Origin of the sequence: Pseudooceanicola sediminis, from assembly GCF_003575965.1 — a bacterium.
GTDB lineage: Bacteria > Pseudomonadota > Alphaproteobacteria > Rhodobacterales > Rhodobacteraceae > Pseudooceanicola > Pseudooceanicola sediminis.
Genome location: NZ_QWJJ01000018.1, coordinates 59,973 through 75,234 on the forward strand (window position 1 = coordinate 59,973; position 15,262 = coordinate 75,234).

The 15,262-nt window shown below is 65.7% G+C and carries 15 protein-coding genes; 2 read left to right on the forward strand and 13 right to left on the reverse strand.

From position 1 onward, the window contains the following. Positions 1 to 12: 12 nt before the first annotated feature. From DL237_RS17835 to DL237_RS17845, 3 genes are read right to left on the reverse strand one after another with little or no spacing between them, the layout of a single operon-like run. The gene (locus DL237_RS17835; RefSeq protein ID WP_119400456.1) at positions 13 to 792 is read right to left on the reverse strand and encodes an ABC transporter ATP-binding protein; all 780 of its coding nucleotides are present in this window, start codon (positions 790 to 792) and stop codon (positions 13 to 15) included. Positions 793 to 797: 5 nt separating this feature from the next. Further along, entirely contained in the window at positions 798 to 1,613 is an 816-nt protein-coding gene (locus DL237_RS17840) for an ABC transporter permease (protein WP_119400457.1), read from the reverse strand. Then, complete coding sequence (locus tag DL237_RS17845) at positions 1,604 to 2,737, reverse strand: aryl-sulfate sulfotransferase (RefSeq protein ID WP_119400458.1); 1,134 nt, start codon at positions 2,735 to 2,737, stop codon at positions 1,604 to 1,606. The genes DL237_RS17840 and DL237_RS17845 overlap by 10 nt, the downstream gene beginning before the upstream one ends. Positions 2,738 to 2,890: 153 nt before the next feature. Between DL237_RS17845 and DL237_RS17850 the strand changes: the two genes are divergently transcribed. Beyond that, entirely contained in the window at positions 2,891 to 3,922 is a 1,032-nt protein-coding gene (locus tag DL237_RS17850) for a substrate-binding domain-containing protein (RefSeq protein WP_119400459.1), read from the forward strand. Positions 3,923 to 3,927: 5 nt separating this feature from the next. Here the strand turns inward: DL237_RS17850 and DL237_RS17855 are convergent, their stop codons facing one another. The 5 genes from DL237_RS17855 to DL237_RS17875 are packed head-to-tail and all read right to left on the reverse strand — an operon-like array spanning position 3,928 to position 8,602. Next, positions 3,928 to 5,187 (reverse strand): FAD-dependent oxidoreductase, encoded by a 1,260-nt coding sequence (locus tag DL237_RS17855; protein WP_119400460.1) that lies wholly within the window; start codon positions 5,185 to 5,187, stop codon positions 3,928 to 3,930. Next, positions 5,184 to 6,029, reverse strand: a complete 846-nt coding sequence (locus DL237_RS17860; protein WP_119400461.1) for an ABC transporter permease — start codon at positions 6,027 to 6,029, stop codon at positions 5,184 to 5,186. Before DL237_RS17860 ends, DL237_RS17855 begins: the two co-directional genes overlap by 4 nt. Further along, positions 6,022 to 6,789 (reverse strand): ABC transporter ATP-binding protein, encoded by a 768-nt coding sequence (locus tag DL237_RS17865; RefSeq protein ID WP_119400462.1) that lies wholly within the window; start codon positions 6,787 to 6,789, stop codon positions 6,022 to 6,024. The genes DL237_RS17860 and DL237_RS17865 overlap by 8 nt, the downstream gene beginning before the upstream one ends. Positions 6,790 to 6,845: 56 nt before the next feature. Next, the gene (locus DL237_RS17870) at positions 6,846 to 7,862 is read right to left on the reverse strand and encodes an ABC transporter substrate-binding protein (RefSeq protein ID WP_119400463.1); all 1,017 of its coding nucleotides are present in this window, start codon (positions 7,860 to 7,862) and stop codon (positions 6,846 to 6,848) included. A 59-nt stretch (positions 7,863 to 7,921) separates the two neighbouring features. Continuing rightward, the gene (locus DL237_RS17875; protein ID WP_119400464.1) at positions 7,922 to 8,602 is read right to left on the reverse strand and encodes a GntR family transcriptional regulator; all 681 of its coding nucleotides are present in this window, start codon (positions 8,600 to 8,602) and stop codon (positions 7,922 to 7,924) included. Positions 8,603 to 8,690: 88 nt separating this feature from the next. On the opposite strand from DL237_RS17875, the gene DL237_RS17880 reads away from it, so the two are divergent. After that, the gene (locus DL237_RS17880; RefSeq protein ID WP_119400465.1) at positions 8,691 to 9,497 is read left to right on the forward strand and encodes a shikimate dehydrogenase family protein; all 807 of its coding nucleotides are present in this window, start codon (positions 8,691 to 8,693) and stop codon (positions 9,495 to 9,497) included. Positions 9,498 to 10,052: 555 nt separating this feature from the next. Here the strand turns inward: DL237_RS17880 and DL237_RS17885 are convergent. The 5 genes from DL237_RS17885 to DL237_RS17905 all read right to left on the reverse strand — a co-directional run bounded on the left by DL237_RS17885 (position 10,053) and on the right by DL237_RS17905 (position 15,245). Then, positions 10,053 to 10,748, reverse strand: a complete 696-nt coding sequence (locus tag DL237_RS17885) for an RraA family protein (RefSeq protein WP_119400466.1) — start codon at positions 10,746 to 10,748, stop codon at positions 10,053 to 10,055. Then, positions 10,745 to 11,461 carry an alpha/beta fold hydrolase gene (locus tag DL237_RS17890; protein WP_119400467.1) on the reverse strand — a complete coding sequence of 239 codons (717 nt, stop codon included), beginning with the start codon at positions 11,459 to 11,461 and terminating at the stop codon, positions 10,745 to 10,747. The genes DL237_RS17885 and DL237_RS17890 overlap by 4 nt, the downstream gene beginning before the upstream one ends. Next, entirely contained in the window at positions 11,458 to 12,216 is a 759-nt protein-coding gene (locus DL237_RS17895; protein WP_119400468.1) for an SDR family NAD(P)-dependent oxidoreductase, read from the reverse strand. Before DL237_RS17895 ends, DL237_RS17890 begins: the two co-directional genes overlap by 4 nt. After that, on the reverse strand, positions 12,213 to 13,541 hold the full coding sequence (hisD, locus tag DL237_RS17900; protein WP_119400469.1) for a histidinol dehydrogenase: 1,329 nt from the start codon (positions 13,539 to 13,541) through the stop codon (positions 12,213 to 12,215). Before hisD ends, DL237_RS17895 begins: the two co-directional genes overlap by 4 nt. A 702-nt stretch (positions 13,542 to 14,243) precedes the next feature. Further along, positions 14,244 to 15,245 (reverse strand): LacI family DNA-binding transcriptional regulator, encoded by a 1,002-nt coding sequence (locus DL237_RS17905; protein ID WP_119400470.1) that lies wholly within the window; start codon positions 15,243 to 15,245, stop codon positions 14,244 to 14,246. Positions 15,246 to 15,262 lie beyond the last annotated feature (17 nt).

The following is a 15,262-nucleotide window of genomic DNA, read 5'->3' on the forward strand; positions in this document are numbered from 1 at the left end:
TGTTGGTGGTTTTTATAGGGCCGTGGCATCTGCTGGGCGCAGCAGGCCAAGGATGTCTTCGCGAATATCGAGCAGGTCCGAACCCGCTCGGTTCAGGGCGCGGGGTCGGGGTTGGGCCAACGCGTAATGCCGGATCAGCCGGCCGGGGGCCGATGACATGACATGCACGTCGTCGGCCAGCAGCAGCGCCTCGTCGACGTCATGGGTGACGAACAGAACCGTGGCCTTGTGCTTTTGCCAGACCCGCATCAGCAGGTCGTGCATCACCAGCCGCGTCTGCGCATCCAGCGCCCCGAAGGGTTCGTCCATCAGCAGGACCTTGGGACCGAAGGCGAACGTACGGGCAATCGCCACACGCTGTTTCATGCCCCCCGACAGCGCCTGCGGAAACTTGTCTGCATGGGCGCTCAGGCCAACCTCGTCCAGCGCGGCGCGGGCGCGATCCACCTCCTCCCGCTTGCTCAGCCCGAACCGTTTCAACCCGAAGCGCACGTTGTCCAGCGCGCTGAACCAGGGAAACAGGGCGTATTGCTGAAAGATCACCCCGACCTGTTCGGAGGGCTTGTCGATGACGGCGCCGTCCAGCGTGATCCGCCCCGAACTTGGCGTGACAAACCCGCCGATGGCATTCATCAGGGTCGACTTACCACAGCCCGAGGGCCCGATCAGCGCGGTAAAGGTCTGCGGCGCCAGCTCCAGTGTCGTGGGGGCCAGTGCCGTGACCGGCCCGTCGCGCCCCTGGAAACGGATTTCGACGTTATCGACGTGGACATGTCCTTGTTTCGTCTCCATTTTTCCTACCCCTGTTGCCAATGAACCAGCTTTTGGCCAATGCGATGAACGATCAGATCGACCCCCGCCCCCAGCAGCCCGAGGATGATCAAAAGCGCGAACATGCGGTCGGTTCGGATGTACTGGCGCGCCTCCTGCAGGCGATACCCGATGCCCGAGGACGCGCCCGAAAGCTCGGCCGCCACCAGGCTGAGGAAGGCCAGCGCGACGCCCAGACGCAGCCCGGCAAAGATGTAGGGCGCGGCGGCCGGCACGATGACCGACATGAATTCGCGCAGGCGTGACACGCCGAGAGAGCGGGCGGCGCGCAGGTATATGTCGGGCACATATTCCATGCCCGCATGGGTGTTGAACCAGACGGCAAGGAAGACGGTGTAGGAGATCACGAAGTACTTCGACCCCTCGCCGATCCCGAACCAGACGATGGCCACGGGCACCAGCGCGATCGCCGGGATCGGGCGCAGCAGGTTCAGAAAGGGCCCGATCAACATGCGTACGACCGCAATCCGCCCCGTCAGCAACCCGACGACGATGCCCAGGCTGGCGCCGATGGCAAACCCGATCGCCGCCCTGCTGAGCGAGACCGACAGGTCCTTGGCCAGGGTGCCGTTCTGCGCCAGCTCGATCCCAGCGGACAGGACGGACCAGGGGGCGGGAAAGATCGCCTCCGGGACCATCTGCGCGGCGCCGACGCCCGCCCATAATGCCAGTATGAAGGCGAACGAAAGCAGCGACCTGGCCGCGCTTCCCCCCGCGTTCAACCCGGCCTGAAACGACCTGGCGACGACCGAACGCTGGGTCGAGGGTTCGGTCACAGCCATGCGATAGCCTCCCCCCGATAGCGATGTGCACGAAAGCAACTGTTATGACTGCCGCCGATAAACGTGTTCAGGGGGGCCGGGTAGGCCGCGAAATCCGGGATCACGTATTCCCAGACGACGGCGCCGTCCGGCGTCACCTCGAACAGCCTGCCAAAGGCGCTTTCGCAGATGAAGGTATTTCCGTTCCACAACCGCTGACAGCTGCCCATGTAGGGCGAGAAGAACGCCATCGGCAACGAGGTATCCTGATAGGCCCAGACGGTTTCGCCGGTCTTGGGATCGAACTCCAGCGCGCGCGAAAACGGCGAGGTCGAGCCATCGCGCAGATTGCCGTTGTCGAACACCAGGATGGCGCCGCTCTCCATTTCCACCGGGGTATGCTGCTGCGCCACCGCGTCCGCACCGACATGCCAGACCACCTTGCCGGTGGTGCGATCCACCGCGATGACGCCCGAGGTCGTGCGCAGGCTCATCAGGATCAGCCCGTCGCGGGTTTCGGCCAGGCCGTTGATCATCGGCCAGTGCCGACGGTCGAAAATCGTGTGAATGGGAAAATCGGCGGGATCGAGGTGATCCCAGATGCGCCACTCCCACACGGTTTCGCCCTTGCGGTTCACCTCGCGCACGATGTCGGACTGGATCACGCCATCCGCACCATCCTTGCGAGGGTCACCGCCACAGACGCGCGCCGCCTTGTCCGCCGGCAGAGGGGCGGCGACGGTATAGAGCAGGTTGCCGCTGGCCAGCCATTGCGCGTCATGGTGGTGAAAGATGTCCTCGTGACGCCAGACGATGTCGCCCTGCGGCGTCGCCTCGTAGAAATCGCCGCCATGCCACAGATCCCAGGCGGGATAGAGCGCGGCAGAGGTCGCATGGCTGCCGTTATACCCAAGGTTGCCATTCGGCAGGATCACCGCGTCGCGCCCCGCCCGTACCGGCATTTGCCAGCGATGCGCAGTCTTGCCGTCGCAGTCGATCAGGTCGACCCGGCCCTCTGCCGTCTGACCTGCAAACAAGGTATAGCCACCGGCGCTGCGAAGCGGATCATGCGCCGTGACACCGGTGCCGCGCCTGCGCAGGGTAACCTGGTCGGGGGTGGTCGGGATGCGTTGATTGGTTGTCATGCTGTCACTCGCTATTAAATCGATTTAATGGAGTGATACGCTTGCTCCGCTGCCGTTAAAACGATTTAATGCACAAAAGCGGCAAAGTTTTTGAATCGCACAACAATGCGCCGGAAAATCAGCCCCGACGTGTGAATACTGGGCAGGACACCGATGAATACCTCCGACAAGGCCGCCTCTGGCAGGCGCGCAACCATCAGCGACGTGGCGCGGCAGGCCGGGGTGTCACCCGGCACGGTCTCGAATGCGATGACCGGTGCGCGGCGCGTCGATGAACATACCCGCGCGCGAATCGATGCCGCGATCGCGCAACTGAACTATGTGCCCAACCTGTCCGCACGCAGCGTCCGCACCGGGCGCGTCAACTCGATCGCGGTTCTGTCGTCTATGCCCTCAGCCGTGTCGGCAGGCACGTCGCGCCTGGGGTTCATGATGGAGATCGCCGCCTCGGCCGCCATTGCCGCAATCGAACACAACATGGCCCTCGTGCTGGTTCCGCCCCTGCCCGACCCGGAGGCCACGTTGCGCAACATCCCCTTTGACGGCGCGCTGCTGATCGAACCGGCGCGCGACGATCCCTTCCTGGATCTGCTGCGCAGGCGCTCTACCCCTGTGGTTGCCATCGGCACACCGCCGGACAGCACCATGGCGCATGTCGATCTGAACTATGGCGCCACCACCGAACTTCTGATCCGCCATCTGCATGACAGCGGCGCACGTTGCTTTCCATTGATCATCGGCGCCTCTGACCGGGCAAGCTACGCGGTCACGGAACAGGCCTACCGTGCCCACGCGACGCAGCAGGGCATGCGCCCCCAGGTGATCCGCGTCCCCGAACATCGCGGAGAGGGCGGTGCACGTGATGCCATATGCCAGGCACTGCACGAAAACCCCGGCATTGACGGCGTGCTGGTGCCCGTCGATGCGCTGGCGACAGGCGTCATGCAGGGATTGCGCGATCTGGGTCGCAGCGTGCCCGGCGATGTTCGTGTCGTCACCCGCTACGACGGCCTGCGCGCCCGCAGCGAGGTGCCCGCCCTGACTGCCGTTGACCTGCATCTGGACGTGGTGGCGGGACAGGCGATTTCGCTGTTGCTCCGCGTGGTCGCAGGGACCGCCGGCGCGGACGAGGTGGTACATGCCCCGCCGCCCGCGCTGGTGACCCGCCCGTCAAGCGGCGGCTGAAAGGCTCAGGTCAGGCCGCCGAGGCGACGCACCGTCTCGGCCACCTCTTCGCCGGTGGCCATATCGGGCGCGGCTGCGGCAATACCCGCGGCCTCGCCTGTCGCAAAGGCCGTGCCCATCACCCGAACCGAACCATAGGCCACGGGATCAGCCCCGATCACACGACCCGCCAACAGCAGGTTTTCAAGGCCCCGCACCCGCAGGCTGTCCAGCGGGATCGACGCATAGCCCGGGCCGCCGACCGAGTAATAGACCGGTTTTCCCGCTTCGCCGTGCAGCTCGGCAGGCCAGGCGGCACGCGCGACACTGTCCGGGCGTTGGCGGCCGCTGGCCAGATCCTGGGCCGTCATCTCGTACCGGGCGGCGGGGTGGCGGCTCTCACGGACACCAATCTGCGGGCCGGTCTGCGCCAGATAGCAGTTGGCGCACCCGGGCACATGGGTGCGCAGCATCTCGACGTAATCATGCGCCATGGCACGGGCCAACTGCTCGGCTCGGGTAAAGCTGGCCGACCCGAGATCGGGCAGCGGCAGGTCGATCACCATCCACCAAAGCTCGCCCGACCCCGGAACCAGCGTGTAGATACCCCCGTCGGTGCGGGTGACCGGATAGCGGCCTGTCTTGTTGTATGCACGAATGGCGGCCTTCACGGCCTCGCGCTCTATCGGGATGGACGGGTCCAGCCCACCGACGCGGATCGGGGCCGAAACCGCCTGAAGGTGGCCCTTGTCGTCACCTTCGCGCATCTGCACCCCGGAGACGAGCGAGAGGTTCGCATCGCCCGTGGCATCAACGAAACCCTCGGCGGCGATGCGCCGCCGGCCCTCCATTCCGGCAACGGTCACGGATTCAATGCGTTGCGCCGTCCGCGTCGCGGCGGCCACCCGCGAATGCAGCAGAACATCGACACCGTGATCAGCCAGCACCCGGTCCAGCGCCAGCTTCAGCCCCTCGGGGTTCAGCAGGATGATCCAGTTGCCCGTGGTTTCGGAACAATGCGCGCGCCCGTCCATACCGATGGCGCGCATCGCATCCAGGACAAGCGCGCCTGCACCGCCGACCGCCTCGACCGGCTCAGCGCCCTGTTGAAAGAACCCGCAATACGCCAGCACCTGCGACGTCGTTGCCGCCCCACCGAGAAAGCCGTACTTTTCAACCAGGCAGACCTTGGCCCCTGCACGTGCCGCACCAAGGGCCGCGCCGATGCCACCTGCCCCGCCACCGGCGACGATGACATCATATTCGCTTTCGATCTTGCGGCTCATGCGCGCCACCCCAGCAGACGTTTTTCAATCAGCCCGACAAGGGCGGACAGTATGACCCCCAGCAGCGACAGGATGGTCACGCCCGCGAACAGGCGTTCCAGGTCATAGAGCGAACCGGCTTGCAGGATGTAGGCACCGATCCCGTATTCCGCGCCCAGCATTTCGGCGGCGACCAGCAGGATGATGGCAATGGCCAGGCTGACGCGCAGCCCCGACAGGATGCCCGGCATGGCGCCGGGCAGCACGATGCGCAGAACGATGGTTGACCATTTCAGACCAAAACTTTGCCCCATGCGGATCAGCGACCGGTCGACGTTGTCGACCGCGCCATAGGTGGCGACAACCGTGGGGGTGAAAGTGCCAAAGGCGATCAGGGCGTATTTCGACGACTCGTCGATGCCGAACCAGATCACGAACAACGGCAGCAGCGCGATCTTGGGGATTGGGAACAACGCCGCGACCAGGGGCACCAACCCGGCGCGCGCGACCGAGAAAAGACCGATCATCACGCCGACACCGATCCCCGCCAGGGCCCCCAGCGATCCGCCGACAAGCAGCCGCATCAGTGACGGATGCAGGTTCTTCCACAAGCCGCCGGATTGGGCGAAATCGACCAGCGTGGCAAAGACATCCGTCGGGCGCGGCACCGTCAGCGCAGAGATGAACCCGGCCCGCGTGCCCCATTCGAGAAAGGCGATCAATACGACAAAGACGAGCAGGCCGATGCCGCGCGGCGATTTAGGGCGGAAACCACCGCCTCTGAAATGGACCGGGCTGGCCTGCGCATTAGCGGGTAATGGGGCAGAGGGCGCGCCCGAAGACACGGCGGAAATATCAGTCATTGACCAGCTCCATATCTGCGGCTTCGGCCTCGGCGCGCATCAGCGTCCAGAGGTGTTTCTGCATCCGGTCCAGCGCCGGGTCGCCCAACGTGCGGCTCTCCAGCGGGGTGTCGATCTCGACCACTTCGCGGATCTGGCCGGGGCGGCGCGACAGCACGACAATGCGGTGCCCCAGCCGCACGGCTTCGGCGAGGTTGTGGGTGACATAGACCGCGGTAAAGGGCTGACGGGTCCAGAGGGTGACAAGGTCGTCCATCAGCAATTCGCGAGTCTGGCTGTCCAGCGCCGAAAGCGGTTCATCCATCAGCAGCACTGCGGGATTGACCGCCAGCGCACGGGCGATGGCCACCCGCTGTTTCATGCCGCCCGACAATTGTTTCGGCAGGGCCTTGCGGAAATCAGACAACTTGGTGCGCGCCAGGACGTCCGAAATGATCGCCTCGGCACGGGCACCACGCACCCCATGATCCGCCAGGATGAACGAGATGTTCCCCTCGACCGTGCGCCAGGGCAACAGGGCGAAATCCTGAAACACGTAGGTCAGAGGATTGATGCTGTCCTCTGGCGGAGACCCGACCTGTGTCACCTGGCCGCCGGTGGGCCGCTCCAGCCCACCCAGAAAGCGCAGCAACGTGGATTTTCCGCACCCGGAGGGGCCAACGATGCAGACGATGCGCCCTTTCGGGATCGACAGGTTGATATCGCGGATGACCTCGACATCGCCGTAGCGATGCGAAACGCCTTCGAGTCTGAGTTCCATTGGTAAGTCCTGTAGGTACGGACCCCGCGCCGGTCACGGCGCAGGGTCGCTGGGGATCAGGAAAGCACGTCGACGTAGTGATCATCGACCAGCGTTTCATAGGTGATGCCGTCCTTGACCAGGCCACCCGATTTGAACCACTCGAGCTGATCCACGACCGAGGCCTTGTTCAGCGCCATGCCACTGTTGATGCGCATCGCCCCCGACAGGATCGACGCGCTGGCGTCTTCGATCGGCCGGTCGGGATAGACGTAGGATGCAACCAGCTTGACGATCGCGTCCTTGTCCGCAGCATCGGTTGTCTGATCAACCAGCGCGGCGTTGTAATCTGCCGCACCACGCGCCAGCGCCTGAAGAAATGCCTTGGTCTGGGCATCTTCCTGTTCGGCGTTCCGGGTCGAGGTGAAGACGGTCGTGACCTGGTAGTTCGGAATGTAGTCTGCAACTTCGCCAATGATCTTGACCGCACCGGCGTCCGCCAGCGTTGCGGCGATGTTCGGCACGATGGACCAGGCGTCGATCTGGCCCGACTTGATGGCCCCGATCACCGCGCCGGTTTTTTGCAGGGGCTTGAAGTGAACCTCGACACCCTCGGCCGCCGCGATTTTCGAGCCCATGTAGTGAAAGGACGAGCCCGCCTGCGTCATGCCGAAGGTCTTGCCATCCAGCTTGGACGGATCGGTCAGGCCGGCATCATAGGCGGCTTTGGAGGCCAGGATTTTCTGGCCCGAGATGCCTTTTTCCTCGGCCAGCGCACCGCCGATGACCTTGGCAACACCCTTTTCGGCGAGCGAGATCAGCCCGCCGGAAATCGCCGTCATGGCATAGCCGGTATCGCCCGAGGCAATCGCCACCGCCATCGGCTGCGCGGCTTCGAAATAGTCGAAGTTCACGTCCAGACCGGCCTCGGTGAAATAGCCCCGCTCGAACGCGATGTAGGTCGGCGCGTGGCTGGCCAGGCGCATCGCACCGACGTTGATCGCCGTGCCGGCACGCGCGGAACGGACAAGATACGGAGTGGCCAGCGTGGCCCCCAGCAGGCTGAGGGTGGCGCGACGTGTGAATGTGCTCATTTGGTATCCTCCCTAGAGCAGACCCCTCCCCGGGGTCGGTAGTCGGTGGGCATCAGTCCTTACAGGTCCTGCCCACCAAGATCGTGTCGAATGTCTGAAAGAAGGGCGCGGACAGCCCCTTCGGTGTCGTGATCGAGGATTGCCTCGACCATATCGGACTGATGGGCAAGCACCGCCTTGGGGTCGCAGCTGCCTTCGCGCAGCGCAGCCAGCCGGAACCGGCGCGACTGGTCGTAAAGCTGACCGAGCATGCGGATCATCCGGGGCGAGCCGCTGGCGCTGCAAAGGACATTGTGCAACGTGCGTCCGGCCTCGTCCCAGACAAGCACGGCACCGTCGGGATCGCCGAGCAGCTGATCCGTGGCACGGGCGGCGGCGTGTTGTGCGGCGATCACGCGCCCCTCCCACGCAACGTCGGCATGGTGCATCGACCAGCGCAGACCCATCGGTTCAAGTTCTGCGCGCAAGCGGATGATGTCGCGCAGATCGGCCTCGGTCGCGGAGGCCACGCGAAACCCACGCTGCGCCGTCGCCTCGACCAGCCCTTCGGCGGCCAGCAGGGTCAGCGCCTCGCGGACGGAATGGTTGGAACCGCCATAGCGCGCGCGCAGAGCCTCGATCTTGAGCTTGGCATCGGGCGGCAGATCCCCAAAGGAAATATCGCGCCGCAGCGCGCAGGCCAGTACGGAGACCACTGTGTCGGAGGCACGATCCGTGGCATGAGATTTGCGGCTGAACATCGCCTCATGACCTCCCTTTCATGACCCGATTGAAAAAACGTGTAATATTCTTAATAATAATCCAAATGACTCGTCAAGGACATTGCAGATGAAGACCGACCTTACAGCAACCCGCGTGATCCCGATCCTGGGGGATCCGGTGGCCCAGGTCGCGACGCCGCGCCTGTGGAACGCGGTGTTTTCGGACGCCGGCACCGATGCGGTGTGCGTGCCGATTGACCTTCCTTCCCAAGGGCTTGGGGCCTTTGTCGACTGGGTTCGGATGGCGCGGAACGTGCCGGGTTTCCTGACGACGATCCCGCATAAGGCGGCGCTGGCGGGGGCGTGTGACAGGGTGGAGCCGGACGCGCGTATCCTAGGGGTCGTGAACACGATCCGCCGCGACGCCGATGGCATGCTGGTCGGGGAAATGTTCGACGGATTTGGCATGATGGATGCCATCGAGGCCACGGGTACCGTCGTTTCCGGGGCGCAAATCGCCATCTGCGGGGCCGGCGCGGCGGGCGGCGCCATCGCCATCCAGGCGATCCGGCGCGGGGCAAAGGTGCTGCACATCACCGATATGGCTCCGGCCCGCGCGGCTGACCTGATCGCACGCCTTTCTGTCGTAGGTCAGACCGAGCTGCACGTGGGTATCCCGCAAGTGGCTGATATCGTGATAAATGCTTCGCCTGCGGGCAGTCCCGGCGAAGCGCCCCCGGCCTTTCCCGCAGCGCTGACAGACGGGGCGACCTGCGTGGCGGATGCGCTGACGGACCCGGCGGAAACCGCGCTGATCGCGGCGGCGCGGGCCGGCGGTCTTCGCGTGGTGACGGGTACCGATATGGCGGCCCACCAGGCGGCGCGGATGCGGGCGTTTCTGGGGTTGCAGGAGGCGGTGGCCGGGCCGCGCTGAGCGGGACTGTCGGTATCCCTGGGACAACCCCCGCCAAGTCATTGAAATCGCTGGATTCGCACGTCGGTATTTGAACGGTATCGAAACGGTTTCCGAACGGTTTCATTTGCCCGGCTTTCGCGCGCCGCCAGACGCCTTTCGACACCCCGCCCGCCGCAGCCACCCTGGCATAACCGGGGGGCAGGCAGGCGCAGGCATGGGCAAGGACGGGGCGCGACAAACGCCCTGGCCTGCCGGGTCTTGGCATAGGGATGCGAATGTCGCGCAGGCAGGGGGCGCGTGTCGGGCGGGGGGGGCGATGCGGCGCTGTGGCGGCCAGCATCGCACCCCCCATCCCGCCGGGCCAATCGCAGGACGGACAGCACAGGCGGAGAGAGCAGTGCGTCGCCCCCCTGCCCTTTGCGTCGTGGCGCGACGGGTATCTGTCAGGGGCGCGCCGCAAGGATGCGGGGCCGGGCCGTGCGCCCCGCTGCGCCGGGCAACAGGGCGGGTTGCACCCGGCACCCCCGCAGCGCGGTCAGGGCGCGACAGAGGCGACGCGAGTGTTCGGCGGTGTCAGGTGCGCGCGGCCTCGAACGCCTGCCACGCAGCATCGAAGCTGTCGAAATCGAACCCCGGTGCGCGCGCCGCGTCCAGCACGATGCGTTCGGTTGCCTGCATCTTTTCTATGGCGGCTTCGAGCAGGGGAAGCGTGTCGTCGGGGATGACCACCGCCCCGTGACGATCCGCATGAACCCATTCGCCCGGCGCCACCGTCAGGCCGAACACGGTCACGGGCACATCTATTTCCGTGACATGGACAAAGCCGTGGCTGGGGCCGATCGATCCGGCGATGACGGGAAACCCCTCGGCCATGTCGCCGAGATCGCGCATGACGCCATTGGTCAGCGCGCCGGCCAGGCCGAACCCCTTGTGCACGGTGGTGTTGATTTCGCCCCAGTAGGCGCCGATGGCCGCATCGCCATCCATATCCTGAATGACGCAGACCGCGGGACCGTCGGATTGCGCCATGTATCGGTAATAGGCCATCCGCAGGGCGCGAACATCCTGCGGGGTATCGGGGCTGGGGCGCAGGGCGGCAATGCGGGCGGTGCGCGCGCGGCCCAGCATGGCCCCGCCATCGGGCGCATTCGACAGAACGGTGCCACGGGTAAAGCGGTCAAAGCCGCGTTGGCCCTGTGCCACCTCGATCGCGTTGCAGACGGTGGGGGTATCGACCTTGCGCAGCAGGGTCATCAGGGTGTCGTTCATGGGGCCTCCTCCAGCCAGCGGCGCAGGGCCGCGTTTGTCGTCTCGGGGCGTTCCAGCACGGGCAGATGGCCCGCGCCTGCGATGACCTCCAGCCGGGCACCGGGGATCAGGTCGCGCATCAGTTCGTGGCGCGCCACGGGACACACACGATCCTGCTGGCCACACAGCACCAATGCCGGGCAGGTCAGGCCGCGCAGCGTATCCTGACGGTCGGCGCGATCCCGCAGCGCCAGCGATTGACGGCAGAAGACCTGCGCGCCGAGGTCACGCGCCATGGATCGGCACAGGTCCGCCAGCGGGCCTGTCCCTGCACCCGAGGCCAGATAGTTCGGCACGAAGGTGTCCTGCATCATCGCCTCGAGATCGCCCGCACGGGCGCGCGCCATCTGGGCCGCGCGTCCGGCCTGGACGGTCGGGTGTTCGGCCAGCGGATTGGTGTCGAGCAGGGCAAGCCGGTCGATGCGGTCGGGTGCGCGGGCGAGCATTTCCATCGCGAGGATCCCCCCCATCGACAGCCCGGCCAGCGCAAAGCGCGGCGGCGCCTGCGCCAGGACCTGATCCGCCAGAGCGGCCATGGTTTCGGCCCCCCCGAGCCAGGGCACATGGACAGTGCGCCGGGCCGAAAAGGCGGCGATCTGCGGTGTGAAAAGGCGGGCGTCGCACATCATGCCCGCCAGCAGCAGCAGGGGGAGCGGGGCGGGCGCGGTCGTCATGCCGCCGTCCAGCCGCCGTCGACCATCTGCGCCGACCCGGTGACCAGCGCCGACGCATCGGAGGCCAGATAGACGACAGCGCCCATGATATCCTCGACCCGGCCGACCCGGCCAAGCGCGATCTTGTCCTCAATCCAGGTGCGCCGGTCGGCATCGGCAAAGGTCGCCTCGGTCAGCGGCGTGCGGATGAAGGTGGGGCAGAGCGTATTGATGCGGATGCCGGCAGGCCCCCATTCGAGGGCCATCGCCTTTACCATCCCCTCGACCGCATGTTTGGAGGCGCAGTAGGTGGCACGGTCCGGCCCGCCGACATGCCCCATCTGCGAGGAAACATGGATGATCGTACCGGGCCGCCCCGCCGCGATCAGGGCGCGCGCGGCATATTGCGACAGGAAGTAGGCGGCGCGCAGGTTGACCCCGAGCACCGCGTCGAAATCCGCTGGCGTGGTGTCGGTGGCCGGGCCATGGCGGGCCAGCCCGGCGGCGTTGACCACGATGTCGTAGGGGGTGGCAAAGGTGGATTTCAGCGCATCCAGGTCGGTGACGTCGACCGCCATCGCACTTGCCCGGCCACCCGCGGCGCGGATCTGGTCCACCGCGTCCTGCAACGGGGCGGCGCGGCGGGCCAGGCAGGTGACGTCGGCCCCCGCATCGGCCAGGGCGACAGCGCAGGCCAGCCCGATCCCCGAGGAGGCGCCTGTGACCAGCGCCCGCTGGCCATCCAGCCGAAAGGAGGGCGTGCGTGGCAGGGTCATTCCGCGGCCTCGCGGTGGGGAACGGCGGCGCCGTAGGGCACGTTTTCCCCGCCATGGCGGCGCATCCGGATATTGCATTGCTCGGCATGGCCGACGAAACCTTCGAGCAGGCACAGACGCGAGCCATAGGCGGCGATGCGGGCCGCGGCGGCATCGGTGGTGATGCGCTGGTAGCTGTGGGTCTTGAGGAACTTGCCGACCCAGAGCCCGCCGGTATAGCGCCCGGCCTTGCGGGTGGGCAGGGTGTGGTTCGTGCCGATCACCTTGTCGCCGTTGGCCACGTTGGTGCGCGGGCCCAGGAACAGCGCGCCGTAGCACGTCATGTTGTCGAGGAACCAATCGTCGCGGTCGGTCATCACCTGCACGTGTTCCGAGGCGATGTCATCGGCCACGGCCAGCATTTCGTCGTAGGTGTCGCAGAGGATCACCTCGCCAAAGTCCTGCCAGCTTTTGCGCGCGGTGTCGGCGGTCGGCAGGATGGTGAGCAGGCGGTCGATTTCGGCAAGCGTCCCGGTGGCCAGGGCGCGCGAATTGGTCAGCAGGACGGCGGGCGAGTTGTAGCCATGTTCCGCCTGCCCGAGCAGATCGGTGGCACAGAGTTCGGCGTCGACGGTATCATCCGCGATGACCATCGTTTCGGTGGGACCGGCGAACAGGTCGATGCCGACGCGGCCGAACAGCTGGCGTTTCGCTTCGGCGACGAAGGCGTTGCCGGGACCGACCAGCATGTGCACCGGGGCCATCGAAGCGGTGCCGATCGCCATCGCGCCGATGGCCTGGATGCCGCCCAGCACGTTGATTTCATGCGCGCCGCCAAGGTGCATCGCGGCGATGACGGCAGGGTTGGGTTCGCCGTGAAAGGGCGGAGTGCAGGCAACGATGCGGGGTACGCCCGCAACTGCGGCGGTGGCCACCGACATGTGCGCCGAGGCGACCATCGGGAACTTGCCGCCCGGAACGTAGCAGCCGACCGATTGCACCGGAATGTTCTTGTGCCCCAGGATCACACCGGGCAACGTCTCGACCTCGATATCCGTCATGGAGGCGCGCTGCGCACGGGCGAAGGTCGTCACCTGATCCTGGGCAAAACGGATGTCGGCCAGTTCGCGGGCGCTGAGCCGGGACAGCAGATGTTCGATGTCCGTTTCGGACAGGCGAAAGCTGTCCGGGCTGTAATTGTCGAACTTTTCCGACAAGGCACGAACGGCATCGTCTCCGCGCGCCTCGATGTCGGCCAGGGTCGCCTCGACAACCGCGCGGGTTCTGGAATCATCCTCCTTGCGGGTCGCTTCGGATTTGCTGCGCTTGAGGTATTCGATGGTCATGGAAGGTGTCCTTTGCGGAGGCGGGCATCAGCCGCAGAAATCAGGTGAGGGGTCGCGACCGACGGGCGGCACGCTGCGAAGAGAGGCCAGAAGAGAGGCCGCAGGATCGCCCAGTCCTGTCGCGACCCTGCCTTTCGTGAGCCTGCCTTTCGTGAGCCGGCCTTTCGCGAGCCGGTTGGCACAAGGCGACATCACGGCAAGACCACAGGTAACCACCGGTCAAACCCCGCGCGGGGGACGTGGCGGAACGACGACAGGATGAGGGTGACGACAAGGGTGAACCACCTCCCCGTGGTTTTGCACTCGTATGCAATGGTGGTAGCGACGGGGATGGCGCATTGCAAGATCTTTTTGCATACGCTTGCAAACTGACGGATCCTCAGCGGAGGACGCCGTTGCGAGGTGATCCGGCGAGGGCGAAAATGGCGATGACCCTGCCCCGCCGTAGCCGCAGAGGGGCGCGGCGTCGGGATCGGGAGGCAGCGGGATGCCCCGACACGAGCGCCGACCATGGGCCGTGACCACGGGCGGCGGGATGATGGCGGAGAGAGGGCCGGATACCGCAGGCACACCGGGGGCTGGGCCAGCGCGACGCCGGGGGGACGCGCGACAGCCAAGGGGGGCGGCCTGCCCGGCAAGAGGGTGCGATCACGCCGGGCGGCGTCCTTTGGAGGGGCGGCAGTTGCCTGCCCCTCTCGGGCTCTAGGGTCGGGTGGTTCCGCGTGTCACGGCGACCGGAGGTATGCGCAACTTGCGCACCGGGGCGGTATCTTCGATCGCGGCGATCAGTTCCTGCGTCGCGGCCGAGACCATCTGGTTCAGCGGCTGACGCACGGTCGAGAGGTTGAAAGACGGCCAGTTGGCCTGGGGAATATCGTCAAAGCCGACCACGGCCACGTCTTCGGGCACGCGCAGCTTGAATTCCGAGCGGATCACATCCATCGCGGCCAGCGCCATGTGATCATCCCCGACGAACAGGGCGTCGGGCGGTTCAGGCACATCGAACAGCTGGCGCGCGGCCTCGGCCGCCTCTTCATAGTGGTAATTGCCGTTTGCGCGCGAATGCAGGGTATGTCCCGCCTGCTTCAACGTCTCAAGAAAGCCTTCTTCACGCTCGATCTGGGTCGAGGCGCCTTCGAACCCGGCCAGGTGCGCAATACGTTTGGGGTTGCCGCGCAACAGCATCTGCGCCGCCAGCCGCCCACCATCGCGGTTTTCGCATGTCACCGCGCGCAGGGAATCGCCCGGTTGATCGCGGTTGAACAGCATGACCGGGATGTTCAGTTCGCGGCACCGCTCGGCCAGGGTCGACGAGACCGACACCGACACCATGATGATGCCGTCGACGCGGTAATCCAGCAGTTCCTGCACAACGGGTTCGACATCGCCCACAGTGGCCGAGGCCATGAACAACAGCACATGATAGCCGTTTTCCTGCAAGGCGATGGACAGCTTTTCCACCGCCTCGGGATAGAACTGGTTTTCCAGGTAATAAACCACCAGCCCGATGATGCGGCTTTTGCCGGTGATCATCGCACGCGCCAGCACGTTGGGCCGATAGCCCAGCTCTTCGGTGGCGGCCCGGATCTTTTCGGCCATCTTCTTGGACACCGACGCCCCCGGCGTGAAGTACCGGGAGACCGCGGACTGGCTGACCCCAGCCTTACGGGCCACGTCCACCGATGTTATCGTTCTGCCGTTCACGTTCGTTTCCTGCGATG

Bases quoted from the DNA above. Each gene is read 5' to 3' on its own strand.
- DL237_RS17890 (WP_119400467.1), bottom strand. From the start codon at position 11,461: ATGACGACCGCGCCCGCCCCGCTCCCCCTGCTGCTGCTGGCGGGCATG.
- DL237_RS17850 (WP_119400459.1), top strand. From the start codon at position 2,891: ATGAATACCTCCGACAAGGCCGCCTCTGGCAGGCGCGCAACCATCAGC.
- DL237_RS17870 (WP_119400463.1), bottom strand. From the start codon at position 7,862: ATGAGCACATTCACACGTCGCGCCACCCTCAGCCTGCTGGGGGCCACG.
- DL237_RS17865 (WP_119400462.1), bottom strand. From the start codon at position 6,789: ATGGAACTCAGACTCGAAGGCGTTTCGCATCGCTACGGCGATGTCGAG.
- DL237_RS17835 (WP_119400456.1), bottom strand. From the start codon at position 792: ATGGAGACGAAACAAGGACATGTCCACGTCGATAACGTCGAAATCCGT.
- DL237_RS17845 (WP_119400458.1), bottom strand. From the start codon at position 2,737: ATGACAACCAATCAACGCATCCCGACCACCCCCGACCAGGTTACCCTG.
- DL237_RS17895 (WP_119400468.1), bottom strand. From the start codon at position 12,216: ATGACCCTGCCACGCACGCCCTCCTTTCGGCTGGATGGCCAGCGGGCG.
- DL237_RS17860 (WP_119400461.1), bottom strand. From the start codon at position 6,029: ATGACTGATATTTCCGCCGTGTCTTCGGGCGCGCCCTCTGCCCCATTA.
- hisD (WP_119400469.1), bottom strand. From the start codon at position 13,541: ATGACCATCGAATACCTCAAGCGCAGCAAATCCGAAGCGACCCGCAAG.
- DL237_RS17875 (WP_119400464.1), bottom strand. From the start codon at position 8,602: ATGTTCAGCCGCAAATCTCATGCCACGGATCGTGCCTCCGACACAGTG.
- DL237_RS17840 (WP_119400457.1), bottom strand. From the start codon at position 1,613: ATGGCTGTGACCGAACCCTCGACCCAGCGTTCGGTCGTCGCCAGGTCG.
- DL237_RS17855 (WP_119400460.1), bottom strand. From the start codon at position 5,187: ATGAGCCGCAAGATCGAAAGCGAATATGATGTCATCGTCGCCGGTGGC.
- DL237_RS17880 (WP_119400465.1), top strand. From the start codon at position 8,691: ATGAAGACCGACCTTACAGCAACCCGCGTGATCCCGATCCTGGGGGAT.
- DL237_RS17885 (WP_119400466.1), bottom strand. From the start codon at position 10,748: ATGAACGACACCCTGATGACCCTGCTGCGCAAGGTCGATACCCCCACC.